17 protein-coding genes are annotated in these 15,493 nt (G+C 69.1%); 6 read left to right on the forward strand and 11 right to left on the reverse strand.

Annotated features, from left to right (window positions below):
- The 5 genes from BHE97_RS02900 to BHE97_RS02920 all read right to left on the reverse strand — a co-directional run bounded on the left by BHE97_RS02900 (position 1) and on the right by BHE97_RS02920 (position 3,168).
- On the reverse strand, positions 1-585 hold the full coding sequence (locus BHE97_RS02900) for a TetR/AcrR family transcriptional regulator (RefSeq protein ID WP_087622519.1): 585 nt from the start codon (positions 583-585) through the stop codon (positions 1-3).
- A gap of 24 nt (positions 586-609) precedes the next feature.
- Positions 610-801 carry a hypothetical protein gene (locus tag BHE97_RS02905; RefSeq protein ID WP_087622520.1) on the reverse strand — a complete coding sequence of 64 codons (192 nt, stop codon included), beginning with the start codon at positions 799-801 and terminating at the stop codon, positions 610-612.
- A 1-nt stretch (position 802) separates the two neighbouring features.
- Complete coding sequence (locus BHE97_RS02910; protein WP_087622521.1) at positions 803-1,150, reverse strand: tautomerase family protein; 348 nt, start codon at positions 1,148-1,150, stop codon at positions 803-805.
- A 279-nt stretch (positions 1,151-1,429) separates the two neighbouring features.
- Complete coding sequence (locus tag BHE97_RS02915) at positions 1,430-2,074, reverse strand: response regulator transcription factor (RefSeq protein WP_087622522.1); 645 nt, start codon at positions 2,072-2,074, stop codon at positions 1,430-1,432.
- Positions 2,071-3,168 carry a histidine kinase gene (locus BHE97_RS02920; protein WP_201791280.1) on the reverse strand — a complete coding sequence of 366 codons (1,098 nt, stop codon included), beginning with the start codon at positions 3,166-3,168 and terminating at the stop codon, positions 2,071-2,073. The genes BHE97_RS02915 and BHE97_RS02920 overlap by 4 nt, the downstream gene beginning before the upstream one ends.
- Positions 3,169-3,278: 110 nt before the next feature.
- Between BHE97_RS02920 and BHE97_RS02925 the strand changes: the two genes are divergently transcribed.
- From BHE97_RS02925 to BHE97_RS02945, 5 genes are all read left to right on the forward strand, one after another.
- The gene (locus tag BHE97_RS02925) at positions 3,279-4,022 is read left to right on the forward strand and encodes an ABC transporter ATP-binding protein (RefSeq protein ID WP_087622524.1); all 744 of its coding nucleotides are present in this window, start codon (positions 3,279-3,281) and stop codon (positions 4,020-4,022) included.
- Complete coding sequence (locus BHE97_RS02930; protein ID WP_087622525.1) at positions 4,019-4,777, forward strand: ABC transporter permease; 759 nt, start codon at positions 4,019-4,021, stop codon at positions 4,775-4,777. The genes BHE97_RS02925 and BHE97_RS02930 overlap by 4 nt, the downstream gene beginning before the upstream one ends.
- Positions 4,774-5,361, forward strand: a complete 588-nt coding sequence (locus BHE97_RS02935) for a DUF998 domain-containing protein (RefSeq protein WP_087622526.1) — start codon at positions 4,774-4,776, stop codon at positions 5,359-5,361. Before BHE97_RS02930 ends, BHE97_RS02935 begins: the two co-directional genes overlap by 4 nt.
- Positions 5,362-5,665: 304 nt before the next feature.
- Positions 5,666-5,890 carry a hypothetical protein gene (locus tag BHE97_RS19660; protein ID WP_140399939.1) on the forward strand — a complete coding sequence of 75 codons (225 nt, stop codon included), beginning with the start codon at positions 5,666-5,668 and terminating at the stop codon, positions 5,888-5,890.
- Positions 5,891-5,989: 99 nt separating this feature from the next.
- A complete protein-coding gene (locus BHE97_RS02945) occupies positions 5,990-6,418 on the forward strand; it encodes a methyltransferase domain-containing protein (RefSeq protein ID WP_087622528.1) in 429 nt (142 codons plus the stop codon).
- Between the two features lie 113 nt (positions 6,419-6,531).
- Here BHE97_RS02945 and BHE97_RS02950 read toward each other — a convergent pair whose 3' ends face one another.
- From BHE97_RS02950 to BHE97_RS02965, 4 genes are all read right to left on the reverse strand, one after another.
- Entirely contained in the window at positions 6,532-6,975 is a 444-nt protein-coding gene (locus BHE97_RS02950; RefSeq protein ID WP_087622529.1) for an RbsD/FucU domain-containing protein, read from the reverse strand.
- Between the two features lie 2 nt (positions 6,976-6,977).
- Complete coding sequence (locus BHE97_RS02955) at positions 6,978-9,692, reverse strand: hypothetical protein (RefSeq protein ID WP_087622530.1); 2,715 nt, start codon at positions 9,690-9,692, stop codon at positions 6,978-6,980.
- Positions 9,685-11,196, reverse strand: coding sequence for a cytosine permease (locus BHE97_RS02960; protein ID WP_087622531.1), 1,512 nt, complete (start codon positions 11,194-11,196; stop codon positions 9,685-9,687). Before BHE97_RS02960 ends, BHE97_RS02955 begins: the two co-directional genes overlap by 8 nt.
- 63 nt (positions 11,197-11,259) lie before the next feature.
- Positions 11,260-12,171, reverse strand: coding sequence for a ribokinase (locus BHE97_RS02965; RefSeq protein WP_087622532.1), 912 nt, complete (start codon positions 12,169-12,171; stop codon positions 11,260-11,262).
- Between the two features lie 143 nt (positions 12,172-12,314).
- Between BHE97_RS02965 and BHE97_RS02970 the strand changes: the two genes are divergently transcribed.
- Entirely contained in the window at positions 12,315-13,319 is a 1,005-nt protein-coding gene (locus tag BHE97_RS02970) for a LacI family DNA-binding transcriptional regulator (protein ID WP_087622533.1), read from the forward strand.
- Positions 13,320-13,402: 83 nt separating this feature from the next.
- Here BHE97_RS02970 and BHE97_RS02975 read toward each other — a convergent pair whose 3' ends face one another.
- Both BHE97_RS02975 and BHE97_RS02980 read right to left on the reverse strand, forming a co-directional pair.
- Complete coding sequence (locus BHE97_RS02975; RefSeq protein WP_087622534.1) at positions 13,403-14,788, reverse strand: hypothetical protein; 1,386 nt, start codon at positions 14,786-14,788, stop codon at positions 13,403-13,405.
- Entirely contained in the window at positions 14,785-15,414 is a 630-nt protein-coding gene (locus BHE97_RS02980; protein ID WP_087622535.1) for an ATP-binding cassette domain-containing protein, read from the reverse strand. The genes BHE97_RS02975 and BHE97_RS02980 overlap by 4 nt, the downstream gene beginning before the upstream one ends.
- Positions 15,415-15,493 lie beyond the last annotated feature (79 nt).

A 15,493-nucleotide genomic window follows, 5' to 3' on the forward strand; every position in this document is an offset into this window, starting at 1 on the left:
TCACTCCTGGAGGACGGACCACATGAGGGTGGCGAGTTGATCGACGGCGGCCTCGATATCGGCCGGGCTGTGCGAGACGGGGACCGCGAGCGCGAGTCCGTCGACGACGCTGATGACGACCCGGAGCAGGGCACGCGGGTCGGACACGGGAGACGAGGCGAACAGGACCGCGGCACCGGACATGAGGATCCGGTGATACTCCTCGGTGGCGGGCTCCATCACGCTGCGCAGATCGGCATCGGTACGGGCGGCGAGCATGAGCTCGTGCCAGGTGCGGTTCTCGGGCGAGGATCCGAGGCGGACGAGCTCGTCGAGCACCCGGCACAAGGTCTCCCGCGAGTCGACCGGCCCGATGTCCGCGGCGGCGAACGCGGCCCCCTGGCGCCGTGCGACCTCGGTCGCTGCGGCGGCGAGCAGGGCACGACGATTCGGGAAGTGCCGGAAGAGGGCGCCCTGGCTGAGACCCGCGCGCTCGCAGATCGCCTGGGTGGTGGTGGCGGCATAGCCGCGCTCGTTCAACAGGGCGATGGTCGCGTCGAGCAGCTGCGCGATGGTGCGCTCTCGTCGTTCGGTCTGGGTCGCCACGGGGTGAGCATGTCACGATCGCGCTCAAAAAGAAAGCGGTTGCTCTCTATTTTTCTGGCGTCTCGACCAGAGCGTGCCGAGGATCATGACCGCGAGGAAGACGGCGATCCCGAGTCCGTACGGCACGAAGGCGGGCCAGATGAGCACGAGGATCGTGGTGGCCACCATCGCGAGACCGAGGACGGTCAGGATGTCGGGCTTCCCCCTGGCAGCCATGTCAGACCTCTACCTCGAAGCCGAGTTCGAGATCGCGGACCACGATCGTGACGTGGTCGGCCGGGATGCCGTGCACCTCCAGCCGTCGGACGATCTCGGCATAGAGCCGTCGCTTGGCGTCGGCGGACCGGCCGGCGAAGCAGTCGATGGTCACCATCGTGGCCCGGTCGGCGTGGGAGAGGTCGGGCGGCGTCGCGAACCGGTGCGGCTCGTGGACGATCAGCCGGATGTGCTTGTCCTTCTCGGGGATGCGGAAGGCGACGACCAGGGCCTCATGGACGGCGTCGATGATCGCGATCTCCTCGGCGGTCTCATAGGACCGCCGCACTTCGATGACAGTGCTGGGCACGGGACCTCCTGGGCAGCGTCCCATCGACCCTAGTCCGATTCGTCCCCGGCCGTACGCAGGATGTGCATCCGCGATTGCCATGACGACCACAGATGCACATCCTCCGTGAGCGGAGACCCGGCTGACGCACCGACGCCGGCCGTGGCGGTGACGTACGCACGTATCGCGCGTGCCGAGAGGTGCGTACCCCACCGCCCATCGGGACGAGGGGTGCCTATCTCACCGCCCGAGACCGGACCCGCCCCGATGCATCGAAAGACTCGCGCTTCCCTGATCGCCCTAGCGCAGGATGCCCTCGTGCAGGGCGCGGAGCACGGCCCGGGTGCGGTCACGGGCGCCGAGCTTGAGCAGGATCGTGGAGACGTGGTTCTTCACCGTCCCCTCGGCGAGGAACACCACCTCCGCGATCTCACGGTTGCTGTATCCCGCCGCGACGAGCCGCAGCACCTCGACCTCGCGCTCCGTCAACTCCTGGACCGCCGGAGCATCGGCACCGACGGGCGGCGGACCGGACCGGATCGCGCGCACGAGACGGTCGGTGATCGTGGGCGCGATGAGCGTGCCGCCCTCCGCGAGCGTCGCGACGGCGCGCGCGAGCTGCTCGACCGTGACGTCCTTGAGCAGATAGCCCCGCGCACCCGCGCGCAGCGCCTCGAGAACGAGTTCATCGTCGTCGAAGGTCGTCAGCACCAGCACCGGAACATCACTGTCGCGCTCACGCAACCGGTTCAGCGTCCAGATACCGTCGTACTGCGGCATCCTCAGATCGAGCAGGACGACATCGGGAGCGCTCCCCTCGATCGCCACCAGTGCCGACTCGCCGTCATCCGCCTCGCCCACCACCTCGATGCCCGCGAGGTCCAGCAGGGTGCGGATGCCCTGCCGCACGAGGGTCTGGTCGTCGACGACCACCACGCGGGTCATCGAACCGGCACCCGAGCCTCGACGCGGAATCCCTGTTCGCCGTCGAATTCGACGGCGCCGCCGAGTGCCGCGAATCGTTCCGTGAGCCCGTTCAACCCGTTGCCGAGCCGGACCCCCGAGGCACCGACGCCGTCGTCCGCCGCACGGAGCATCACCATCAGCCCGTCCCGGCGGACATCGACCATCAGGTTCTCCGCGCGCGCGTGCCGCAGGGTGTTGGTGACGATCTCCTGCATCGCTCGCACGATCGCCTCGGTCTGCTGCTCGTCCAGCACGATGTCACCCTCAACCTCGACATCGACGTCGAGACCCGGCGCATCCTTGCCCACCTGCTTGAGCGCCCGCGCGAGATCGGTCGGACGGTCGCGCAACTCACCGACCGTCGACCGCACATCCGCGAGCAGGTCCCGCGCGACCCGATCGGCACGCTCGACATGCTCCCTGGACTCGGTTCCTTCCCGATGCCGGGCCGCCTCCAGCTCCAGCGTGAGAACGGTCAGCTGATGACCGATGAGATCATGCAGGTCGCGCGAGATCCGCAGTCGCTCGGCAGACCTCGACGTCTCCTCCAGCAGCACACTCTGCGCCTGCAACTCCACATGCGCCTCCGACAGCTCGCCGCGGAGCCGCTGCTCCCGGGAGATCGCGGCGACACTGAAGTAAGTGGCGATCTGGATCAACAGATAGAAACCCGTGGTGATGGCGGTGTTCTGCCAACCCTGATCAGTCCGCCAGGTCGCGGCGCCGATGACCACCGTATTGGCGGCGATGATCACGGCGGTCGTGCGGCCGGTGACGAGGTCGGGACCGAAGGCCGCGAGCATGACGAGGAGGATCGGCAGCAACCCCGGGAAGTCGACCGTGAGGAGCAACACCCAGCCCGCGAAGATCGCGAGTCCGTAGGCCCAGCGCCCCAGTCCGGAGCTCGCGAGCGCCGCGACGACGAACGCGAGGAAGGCGATGGCGAAGAGGGCGAGCCACAGCGGGTAGGGGATCGTGGTCACGCTCCATCCCAGGATAACTGGCAGTGAGACGCCGGCGCACACCACGAGCATGACGAGGCCAGACCATTCCTCGGGGGCCAGACGTCGCATGACACCAGCGTAGAGCGCCGCATGCCCGCCAAGGGGTGCCGGAAGTCATGTCCGCATCGCTGACGATCGGCACGGGCGTGAGACCCGGTGATCGACCTAGGGTCGCCACCATGACTGAACCCGCCGTTCTCGTGGAGAACATCCGCAAGCGCTACCGCGACACGATCGCGGTCGACGACGTGAGCTTCCGGATCGGCCACGGGGAGGTGCTCGGCGTCCTCGGCACGAACGGCGCTGGCAAGAGCACGACCGTGGAGATCATCGCAGGCCTGCGCGCGCCCGACTCCGGAACGGTGCGCGTGTTAGGCCTCGACCCGCGCCGCGACCGCAAGGCCGTGCGCCATCTGCTCGGCGTGCAGTTGCAGGAGGCCCGGTTGCACGATGCGCTCACGGTGAGCGAGCTCGTGGAGATGTACCGCAGCTTCTACCCCGATCCGCGACCCGCCGACGAGGTCATCGAGATGGTCGAGCTAGGCGGCAAGCGCGACACCCGCTTCGAATCGCTCTCCGGCGGTCAACAGCAGCGCCTTTCCATCGCCCTCGCCCTCATCGGCCGACCGAAGGTGGTCATCCTCGACGAACTCACCACCGGGCTCGATCCCCGCGCGCGGCGGCGCATCTGGGGAGCCATCGAGTCATTGACCGAGGAGACCGTCATCCTGGTCAGCCACGCCATGGACGAGGTGGAGCGGCTGTGTGACCGAGTGGTCCTGCTCGACGCCGGGCGGGTCGTCGCCGAGGGCACACCCGCCGAGGTGACCGCCCGGGCCGGGACCAGCACGCTCGAGGAGGCCTTCGTCGCGATCACCGGCCACGATCTCGACAGCGTCGAGGATGAGGAGGACGCGGCATGAGCACCAATACCCCCGCCTTGAGACCACTGGCGATGCTGGTGCGCGGGGAGGCCAAGATGGTCATCCGCGATACGGCCGGACTCGTCATCCCCGTCGCGCTGCCGCTGCTCATCATGGTGATGAACGCATCGTCGGCGAGCGACGAGGAGATCGTGGGCGGGAGGACCGCACTGGACATCTTCGTCCTGCCGATCGTCTTCGCCATCGTCATCGCCACCATCGGCATCATCAACATGCCGAGCTTCCTGACGATCTACCGCAAGACCGGGATCCTGCGCCGGCTGGCGGTCACGCCCATCTCGCCGATGACCGTCCTCGGAGCTCAGGTGATCGTCAGTCTGGTCCAGGCGCTGCTGGGCCTGGCGATCGCCTTCACGGTCGCGGCGGTGGCCTTCGACGCCCGCCTGCCGATCGATCTCGTCCCCGCGCTGGGCATCGTGGCCCTGTCGATCGCAGCGATGTACGCGCTCGGCATGGTCGTCGCCGCCCTCGCTCCCACACCCAATGCCGCGATCGCCATCGGCCTGATCACCTTCTTCACGATCGGCGCCCTCGGTGGGATGTTCGGCGGCCCGGATACCCTCCCCGAGGTCATCGACCGCATCGGCGCTGTCCTGCCCTTCGGCGCGGCGGTGGACGGCCTGTCCGCGGCCTGGGCCGGTGAGCCGGTTCCCTGGCGCTGCTGGGTCAGCCTCGGCGCCACGTCGGTCCTCGGGGCGGGGATCGCGGCGGCGACCTTCCGCTGGGACCGATGATCCTGATCGCTGCCATCGCGGCCGTGGCCTTCCCGGTCGTGTTCACCCTCGACGGGTGGACGCGGCCGGACTACGGCCCGAGGCGACAGCCGGTGAGCGCGTTGGCCCTCGGTCCGCGGGGCTGGGTGCAGACAGCGAACTTCCTCCTCGTCGGGGCGGGGATCGTCGTCGGTGCGGCCGGGCTGGCGGGATCGCAGCCCTGGTCCGCGATCGCGATCGGCGTCCTCGGATGTGCCCTGATCGCCTCGGGAGCTTGGCGGATGGATCCGATGCGCGGCTACCCGCCCGGCACCCCCGATACGACACCCGACTCGTTCTCGATCGCCCATCGACGCCACGACCAGGCCGGCGCGATCGTCTTCGGCGGTTTTCCGGCCGCGGCGGCCGTGGTGGCACTGACGGGGGACGATCCCCTTCTCCGCTGGTCATCCCTCGCGGTCGCACTCGTCTCGGGATTCCTCGCCACGCGCTTCGCCACCGCGTGGGAGAACGACGCGCCCGATGCGGGCCGGTGGCAACGGCTCTTTCTGTGGGTCGCCTTCATCTGGCTCGCGGCGGTCTTCGTGACGGGCCGGCCGGAGTAGAATCTGAGTGACCGGACCGGCGAGGCGGTGAGACCCGTGACCGAGAAGATCCTCTACAAGGACATCGTCCCCTATGAGGTGCCCTCCTCCCTCGACGCCCTGCGGGGCCCGGACTCAGGCGAGATCGAGCTGCCGATTACGGTCCACTGGGGACCCCGGCGGGTTTTCGATCTCGATCGTGAAGGTCTCCGTCTCGCCGCCTACCAGGCCATCGTGCGCGAGGGCACGCCCGAAGACCAGGAAGCTCTGCTCAATGCCGATCTCTTGCGGCGAGTGTGGCCTGATCTCATGCTTCCCGAACGATGTGGACTTCGCCGTCAACTGGCGGGCGGATGTTCCCGTCCACCTCGGCATCGGGCCAGTTCTCACCGAACGAGATGCGGTGGCGGGCAAACTCAGTGCTGCCTATTCACGCGGTGAAATCCGCGACTATCTCGATCTTGACGCCATCCGTCGCTCCGCCCGGTACACGGATGATGAGTTGCTTTCGTTGGGGCATGAGCATGACGTCGGCTTTGACCCCGGATGATCTCTCCGCGATTCAGGAACGTCTGCTGGCCTGGGGCGGTTCGGCTCCGAGACGAAGCGAAGGGGTGACGAGAGCGCCCAACGCGCTCATACTGTCGCCATGGGAGCCCGACTCTCGGAGCGACTGGCGGCGATCGTGGACGCGCTGCCACTCGAGTCCGGCCTGCGCGTCCTCGAGATCGGTGGCGCCCCGGGGGCTGCCGCCGTCGAGGTGGCTCGTCGGGTCGGTGAGACCGGGCACGTCCTCGTGATCGACCGCTCGCCGGCGGGTACTGCGCAGATCCAGCGACGAGCGAACGATCTCATCGACTCGGGCCTCCTCTCGGTGCGCTGCGTCGCGATCGAGGACTTCGTCCTGGGGCCCGATGAAGAGCCTTATGACCTCGCCTTCGCGGTGCGGGTCGGCTGTCTGGACGGACGCCACCCCCGTCTCCGGCAGGCCGCCCACCGTCGCATCCGCGACGCACTGCGCCCCCACGGCCGACTCCTCATCGACGGCGGCGATCCACTCCAAGAGATCGCGGTCTGACAGCGCGACCCCTGGGCGGCGGTGGCCCAGCAACCTCAAACGCGACGCGATGAGGTTGACCGTCGACCGCCACGACGGCGAAAGGTTGATGACCTACCGCCAACGGGGTGGGATCAGTCTCCGGGCTGGAGATCGGGCCAGACGCCCTTGGTGAGCAGGAAGCAGCCATAGGGGCGGGTCTCGCCGGTCGCCACCACGAGCCGCACCGAGCGCGCGGCCTCGTAGAAATCGAGTCGGTGGATGGGCGCGGCCCCGACCTGACGCCCTTCGGCGGCGGCGACGGTCTCGATCGCCGCCTGCGCCACCTCGCGCTGCTCCTCGCCGGGTGCGCCGATCATGTACCGCAGCGGCGAGGTGAGGAACTGATCCAGCGGCATCACCGTCGTGATCGCGCGGATCGCCTCGGTGGAGTCCACCCCGTCCAACCGGACGACCTCCACTCCGGCCGCATAGGCGGGATAATTGGTGTCCACCACGGCCACCTCGTCGCCATGTCCCATGCGCGCGAGCGCGTAGAGCAGCTCCGGTCCCAACAGCGGGTCGACGCCCTTCAGCACGGTCAGTCCTTCCGATGGGTCGCAGACGGGGTCACGGCGGGCACGAGCACGGGCACCGCGCCCAGGCCGCTGGGCGCGAGGCCATCGCCTTGCTGCCCGGTGCCCCGGTAGTAGGCATTGGCGGCGGACGAAGCCACCTGGATCTCGATCAGGTTCTCCCCGCGGCGCAGCGTGGTCTCAGGGATCAGGACCCGGCCGGGGGCCCACGGCAACTCCCGCAGCTTGCGGCCGTTCACGCTCACCGCGGCCGACCCATGGACGACGGGAAGCACCAGCTCCCAAGAGCGATCCGTCTCATCGAGGGTCACGCTCGTGCGATAGGTGCCGATACCCGAGAAGGTCTCGAAGCCCTGGCACTCCCAGCCTCGGGCCGGATCGACGACCACCTCGGCGCCCTCGATCTCGACGGTCCACCCGTCGACGAGGAAGCGCCGTTCCGGAGCAGTCTCGCCGGTCGGCTCGATCTCCGCCAAGAGCACCTCACCGGGCCCGAGCGTGATGCTGAAGGACTCATCCGCCCCGTGCCAGTCCTCCACGATCCCGGTGCTCGGATCCCAGCGGCGGACGCGACTGTGCAGCGTGCCGGGACGCACGACGACGGGCCGTGCATGCTCGGCGTCGTTGAAGGCCATCGCCCGGAGACCGCCGGGACCGTGGCCCCGTCGCGTCCAGAGCTGCCCCTCGACGCCGCTCTCGTCATCGATCCGCGGTCCGGACGGAATCGCCGCGAAGACCCGCGGGCGCACCGCCGAGGCCCAGTCCGGCTGCTCCTCCCAGGCGATCCACGAGGGACTCTCGCGCAGCTGTGCGACGCGCTCGGCGATGACCTCTTCGTGTCCAGCGGCCTGCGTCGCCCGCGGAGTGACGCCCGTCGAGAACACGCAGCCTCCGGAGGCGACGAACGCCTCGAGCACCTCCAGTGTTCGGTCATCGCGGAGGACCTCGACTCCGGGCAGCACGAGCACCCGGTACGCCCGCCCGTGCGGCAGTCGCAGACCGCCATCGGCGATGACGGCTGCACGCAGGTCACGTTCGTCGACGAGGTGATAGCCGACACCGTCGCGCGCGAGGTGCTCGGTCCAGAAGGCCGTGTGCTCGCCGAACTCGTGCTCTGGACCGCCGAACCAAGCGGTGCGCAGAGGGTAGAGCACCGCCACCTCGTTCAGCGGCTCCATGCCGTCGAGGAAGACCGAGACACGAGCCGTCTCCTCCGCGTACGCTCGGTGATAGCCGAACCACGGCTCGAAGTTCACCCCGGGGGCGAAGTCGAAGCGCGGGTTCGTGAACATCTCCTCGCCCTCGTGGCCGTCGGTGAGCCAGTACGCGTGCATGAGGATCTGGCGCGCGCCGAAGGCGAAGTGCCGCAGGGTCTGCGAGCGCAGCTGCGCCAGGGTCAGTTCCCACCAACCGGCGGCGAAGTGCGAGCCCGGGACGACCCGGCCGAAATACTGTTCGACGATGCACCCCGAGCGCCCGTGGGCACGGGCGACCGAGTCGCCGAACGTGGCGGGCAGCTGCGGATACTCGTTGCGGGCATCGACGGCGGTGATCTGGCGCCAGGCGTCGACACCGAAGTAGTCGAGGCCGAAGTTGGTACGCGGGTCATCGGCGATGATCGTGCCGGTCGGGTCCCAGGAGGAGACGTGCGCGAGCACCTCGTGCCCCGTCAGCAGCACCCCATGGTCGTCGCACCAGCGCCGGAGCGTGCCGAAGAAGGAGTCGATGGCCCGTCCCGCGTAGCGCTCGAAGAACTCCGCGCGCAGAGCCGCGGTCGCGTCGCCGATATCTCCCGCGAGGGAGGCGAGCATCGCCGGCCACCGCCGGCCGACCTCGCTCTCCAGCTCGGCATAGAAGTCCGCGTCGTACATCAGCGTCGCGGCGATGACACCGGGATTCTGCTCCCAGGTGAAGAAGCAGGCATGGGGCTGGTCGAAGAAGGCGTACTGGACCGTGGTGCCCAGATGCTCGCCGAAGGCTTGCGCGTAAGGGGCGTAACCGACCTCCGTGAAGCGCTCGGCGGCCGCCGGGTCGAGGTAGTTGATCATCCGGCTGCTCGCGCACCGCGCGCTGACGAAGAAGACGAACTCCGCGTCGTCGCCGAGCGTCTCACCGGTCAGATCGGCAGCGAGCGCGCACCCGGCCTCGGTCGCCTCGGTGATCGTCGCGGCGGCCGAGACCTCATGTACGTCGGCGCCGTCGCGGACGACCGCGGCGACGAGTGTCCAGTCGTCCCAGCGTGGGCTGCCACCCTCGAAGACCCAGTTCATCCCGGCATCGAGCAGATAGGCCACGTCCTGCGGACGGATCCCGTCGATGCGCGCTGTGACGCGTCCGGCGGTCCCGGGCACCGCGACGTGGAACAGGTGACGCTCGCGCAGGTGGTCATGTCCCTCGACCACCCGTCCGCCCGCGTGCCCGCTGAGCCAGTTGTACTCGTCATAGATGCCCACGACCATGCCGTGGCCGGCGGCCTCGTCCGCTGCCAGCCGGCAGAGTTTCAGGTACTCGTCGGACAGATACTCCTCCAGTGGGAAGGACATCCGGGTCTGGATCTGGAAGGACTGATAACCCGCGTCCCGCATATCGCGGACCTGCGCGACGATCTCCTCAGGAGTCGGCAGCCGATGCCAGAACCAGTACGCGGCCGGGGCGTTGTACGGCCCCGGGGCCGCGAACTCCTCGGCACTCCCGGTGGAGACGACCTGGATCTCAGGCACGCGCGGCCTGCTCCTTCTCCACGGCCGAGTAGTCCGGCTTCGGGTCCTGCTTGAACACGAAGGTCACGATCGCATACAGCGCCGAGCCGACCACCATCGCGATCACCACCCCGATATTGCTCGCGCCGAGCACGCCGTCTCGCTGCTCCTGGGTGAGCAGGAAGCCTACGACGCGGGCGATGTACGGATCACCGGAGGTCACGAGGCCGAGACCGAGGACGGTCGCGACGACAAGGGACATCAGCGCCGTCCAGCGTCCGGAGCGACCGCCCTGCCCCGCGGGCAGCGCCATGTCCACATTCCAGCCCATCCGGCGCTGCCGGATGAAGTCGACGAGCTGGATGCCGCCGAGCGTGCCCATCGCCACGGCGATCAGGGCGAGGAAGGCCTGGAAGGTCGCAAGGAAGGACGTGGAGACGAACAGCAGGTAGAACGCCCCGGCCGCGATGATGACGCCGTTGATGATCGTGATGACGACGCGGCTGCCGGGCACCCCCACCGCCATCAGAGCGAGGCCCGAGGAGTAGATGCCGGTCATCGCCGCGGAGATCAGCGAGATGACGATGACGATGCTGAACGGCACGAAGAACCAGGTCGGCAGCAGGACGGTCAGGGCGGCGATCGGGTCGATCGCCGCCTGCCCCCCGAGGTCGGGATTGGAGCCCGCGAGCAGGATGCCGAGGATCAGCAGCACGGTCACCGGCAACGCGATACCGAGCGTGGTCCAGCCGATGACGCCGCGAGCCGGGGTGTCGCGCGGCAGATAGCGGGCGAAGTCACCGCCGTAGTTGAGCATGCCGAGCCCGACCATCGTCATGGCCATGACGATGCCGCCGATGAAGGCGAGGGCCGAGCCGGAGGGGTTGTCGCCGAGACGGTCCCAGTGGATGTGCGGGACGATCATCGCGATGAAGACCAGTGTCATGACCCCGGTGAGCGCCGCGATCCACTGCTCGGCCTTCATGATGACGGCGTGGCCGGCGACCGCGAACCACATCGTCAGCACCAGGACGATGACGAACCACACGAGGATCAGCCAGGAGACGGGTCGCCCCGCTTCCGTGGCGAACTGTTCCGGCCACAGCCGGGCGAAGATATTGGCACCGGTCGTGGAGGCCAGCGTGATGATGGTGACCTTCCAGCCGATATTGGACAGATAGGCGAAGAAGGCCGGGATCTTGTTGCCCTCGTAGCCGAAGGCGAAACGGGTCTGCGTGAGCGTCGGCAGCCCGGTACGCGGTCCGCCGACCGACAGGATGCCCACGAGGAAGGCCGAACCGGCATAGCCGATGGTGCCGGCGATGATGGCCTGCACCGGGCTGAGGCCGAGACCGAACACGTAGATGCCGTAGCCGATGCCCATGATGGAGACATTCCAGGCGAACCACACGGCGAAGAGTCCCGCCGACTTCCCTCGGCGTTCCTCGAGCGGCACCGGGTTGACGCCGTTGAGCTCAGGACCCTTCTGGGCGGCGACCGGCCGCTCGTGAGCTTCATTCGACATGCTGTGTTCCTCCGTTGTTCCGGCGCGACGCCCTCGGCGCGCCCTGACTGTGAGCGGCGTCGGTCAGACCGGGATCGGTCCGAGCCGGACGAGGTCCTCGTCGACGCGGAAGGCGCCCTGCGCACCGCGGTAGCCGACCGCGATGCTGGCGGCACGGACGGCCCACGCCACCGAGTCGGCGAAGGACGCGCCGTTGCCGAGCGCGACACCCAGGGCCCCGCAGAAAGTATCTCCCGAGCCCACGGTGTCGACAGCGGTCACCGTCGGGGCGGCGATGTGCACGATCTCGCCCTCCGACCTGGCCAACGCGCCGTCGGCGCCGAGGGTCACACAGGCCTCGATATGTTCGGGCAGCCGGGCGAGCAGCACACGGCAGTCGTCGACCGATCCCGGCTCTGGCGCATCGAGCAGTGCCGCGAGCTCATGCTGGTTCGGCGCGAGGACATCGACGGTGTCGAGCAGCTCGCGAGCGATCGGACGCGAGGGGGCGGGGTTGAGCACCACCGTTCCACCCTCGTCCTTCGCGCGCCGGGCGGCCTCGGTCACCACATCCACCGGGATCTCCTGCTGGAGCAGCAGCACACCCCCGGGTCCATCGAGCAGGGCGGCCGGCAGATGGCCGGGGGTGAGGCGGGCGTTGGCACCGGGGCTGACGACGATCATGTTCTCGGCGGCATCGTCGATGAGGATGAGCGCGGCGCCCGTGGGGACGCCGTCGAGGGTGACGAGACCGGCGACGTCCACCTCCGCCTCGACGAGCTCGGAGCGGACATCGGTGCCATCGGCGCCGATGGCACCGACGAAGCGGGTCACGGCACCGAGCCGGGCGGCGGCGACCGCCTGGTTGGCTCCCTTGCCGCCCAGGGTCTGCGCGAGGTCCCCGCCGAGCAAGGTCTCACCGGGCCGCGGGAACTGCGAGACGGCGACGGTCGCGTCTCTGTTCACCGAGCCCACGACGGTGACCTGCGGGCGCATCAGTGGCTCCCATCTGGGAGATCGTTCTCCCGGTAATCGATTTCCCAATGGTGACCCACGTCGCTTTCGCCGTCAACCCCGGGTGTCGAGGCGGGAGCCTTGCGATAGCCTCAGGACCCATCCATCGATGAGAGGAAGACCCCGTGAACAGGCATCGCGTCCGCCTCATCGACGTGGCCGAGGCCGCGGGCGTGTCCCGGGCGACCGCCTCACGGGTGCTCTCGGGATCTCCCCGCCATGTCGATCCGGTCCTCGCCGAACGGGTCTGGACGGTCGCCCGCAGGATCGGCTACCGTCCGCACCTCTCGGCGCGTGCCCTCCGGACCGGTCAGACCGGCACCATCGGCATCGTCGTCCCGACGCTCGCCAATCCGTACTTCGTCGCGCTGGCCGAGGCCTTCGCGAGCGAGGCACGCGACCTCGGCGCCGACCTCCTCATCGCCGACTCCCGCAACGACATCGAATCCGAGATGACGCATCTGCGCCGTCTCGCCGACGGCCGGGTCGATGCCATCGCCATCGTCCCGGTCTCCTATGAGGACTCCGGTGCCGCCCTCGCCGAGGCACTCGATGCCGTGCCGATCGTGCAGGTGGACCGCCGCACCCGAGACGGCAGCACCGCGGCGATCGTCCTCGACAATGTCGCGGGGATCAGGCTGCTCATCGACCACCTACACTCAGTGGGCCGCGAGCGCATCGCCTATGTGGGCGCGGAGACCGCGTCCTCCTCCGGGGCCGAGCGGCTCGCGGCCTTCGGCGATCTCGCCGGCACCGGGTCCCCCACCACCGTCGTCTCGGAGTTCTCGACCTCTGCAGGACGGGAGGCCGCACGGCACCTGCTCGACTCGGCCGCGGATATCGACGCGATCATCTGCGGGGCGGACGTGCTCGCCGTCGGACTGCACTCGACACTCCAGCGCAGCGGCGTCTCGCTGCCCGGCGATATCGCCCTGGTCAGCTTCGACGACTCCGAGCTGCTCGAACTGACCGATCCGCCGATCACCTCGCTGTCACCCCCCGTGGGGGAGATCGCGCGGCGCACGACGGAGCTGCTGATGGGCGAGGGCGACGACTGGCGCGAACCCTCCGTCGAGCGACTCGAGCCCGGGATCGTCACCCGTGAGTCCACCCGCCAGATCGATCCGTGACCTCAGGAACCGCGTTGCGCTCCGTCGAGCAGGGGCCTGGTGGACTGCTATCTGAATATCGCCCGCATGACCGTCGGGCTGCCTCACTGACGCCAGCGCGACCGGGCCCAGACCGCGACGAGTCCGGCGGCGACCACCAGGATCGCCGCCGCATCCCATCCCTCGGCCTGGGAGACCGTGGTGCCGCCGACGAGCAGGGCGACGAGCACCGCGTCCGCGAGCCAGAGCAGGCGACCGGCCGACGAGATCTCACCCACCGGGGTCATCACCGGGGTGAGCAGTTCGAGGGGCATGTGCCCCTTGAACACCGACAGCGCCCGACAGGCGACGACCAGCAAGGCGAGCGCGACGGCCACATGCGGCGAGCCGCCGAGGATCGCCGCGCACCCCATGACGACGGTCAGCAGCACCGTCGGCACCACGAGGTGCTGGAGAGCGGCAGCCGCGGGTCCGACTCCAAAAGCGGAGGGGCGCTCCCGGTCGAAGGCATGGAACCGAAGACCGTCGCTGAGGAAGCACGCGCCGATATAGGCGACCGTCACCGAGATCAGGGCGATCAGCGGCGTGACGGCCTCCTGGGCGACTGGCACCAGGAGCCCCGACCCGGCCGCGGCGAGGAGACCGGTGACCGTCCGCCCGGGCGCCCGTCCGAGACCGATCAGGTCGCGGCGCACGAACGGCGGTGCTGCGAAAGCGGGCCGCCAGTGACGGCCGAGGTGCGTGGGTGCCCGCAGCACGGCGGCGGCCGAGGCCAGATCGGCCGTCGTCGCGAAGACCTCGACCCGGCTCCATCGGACGGCTTGTGCGCGCAGTCGGCTCGGACGGATGGCCGACAACGCACGCTGCACGGCCGCCATGGTCGAGAGGGCGATCGGCAGCACCAGCAGCGGCCACCACGCCTGGTCTCCGTCGAGTGAACGCCACGCATCCGTCCACGCGAGACCGGCACCGGCCGAGAGCAGAACGAGCAGGGCCGTGGTCTTCCATCGACGCGCCTGGCCGCTGAGCCAGGTGACCGCGAGCAGCACACCGATACCGAGCGCGACGGCCAGCACCGTCGCAAGTCCGACCGGATCGGGCCAGGTCGAACGCGAGACGACGGCCACCACGACCACGAACAGCACGGCGAGGACGGTGACCAGCAGGCTCCGCCACCAGGAGGGACGCAACCGGCTTGCCAAGGGGTCGGGGCCGGCGACGACCCATTCGGCGTACGGCGCCGAGACGGCGACGGGACCGCGCGTCCGGCCTGCCACTGCCACCCCGATCGCAGCGAACACGGCGACGATCGCGGCCGTCCACCACGGCGGCGACCACTGGGCCGCCGGAGCGATCTGCTGGGTACTCCACCGCGCCAGAGGGAGGACGAAGACGAGCACGAAGAGGACCATCGTGTAGATGTCCGTCGCTCGGTCGGCGGAACGCGGTCGCGCACGGAGCTCCTTGAGCAGCAGATCCGGTGCGCTCACAGGCTGACCCGACGATGCGCGAGACGCGCGACGAGATCGTGGTCATGGCAGGCCATCACCACGGAGCGGCCCTCGGCGAGCACCCCCTCGATCGCCGCCGCCAGCAGATCCTTGCGGTCGGCATCCAGCCGCTGCTCCGGCTCGTCGAGCAGGATCACCCGAGATGGCCGGGCGAACACGAGGGCGAGGCTGAACAGCTGCTGTTGCCCCGAGGACAGCTCGTGGACGAAGCGATCGCGCAGGCCTTCGATGCCGAATCGCGCGAGGTCGGTATCGACCTCGCCGCTCAGACTCCAGGTGGCATGCACCAGCTGGAGGTGATCGCCCACCGTGAGATCGGGGTACAGCGCCGGCACGCCGATGAGGGCTCCAAGGGCGGAGCGGACCACGTCGGAACGCTCGTCGACCGGCTCGTCGTCGAGCAGCACACTGCCCGCGCTCGGGGCGAGTCGGCCGGTGAGGAGGCGCAGCAGAGTGGTCTTGCCCGATCCATTGGGACCCGTCAGCGCCACGCACTCCCCCGCGGAGACGGTGATGTCCGTCGGCGCGACGAGGGGCTGATCGTCGATGCTCGCCGTGATTCCCTCAGCGGCGAGCACAGGTCGGGTGTCAACGGTGTCGGCCATCGTCGTTCACCCTATCGAGTTGTCCACAGGCCGCGGCCGAGTGGCTGGACGAGAACCGGAGGCCGCTGTTCGATGATGG

The organism is Aeromicrobium sp. PE09-221, from assembly GCF_002174305.1.
Lineage (GTDB): Bacteria > Actinomycetota > Actinomycetes > Propionibacteriales > Nocardioidaceae > Aeromicrobium.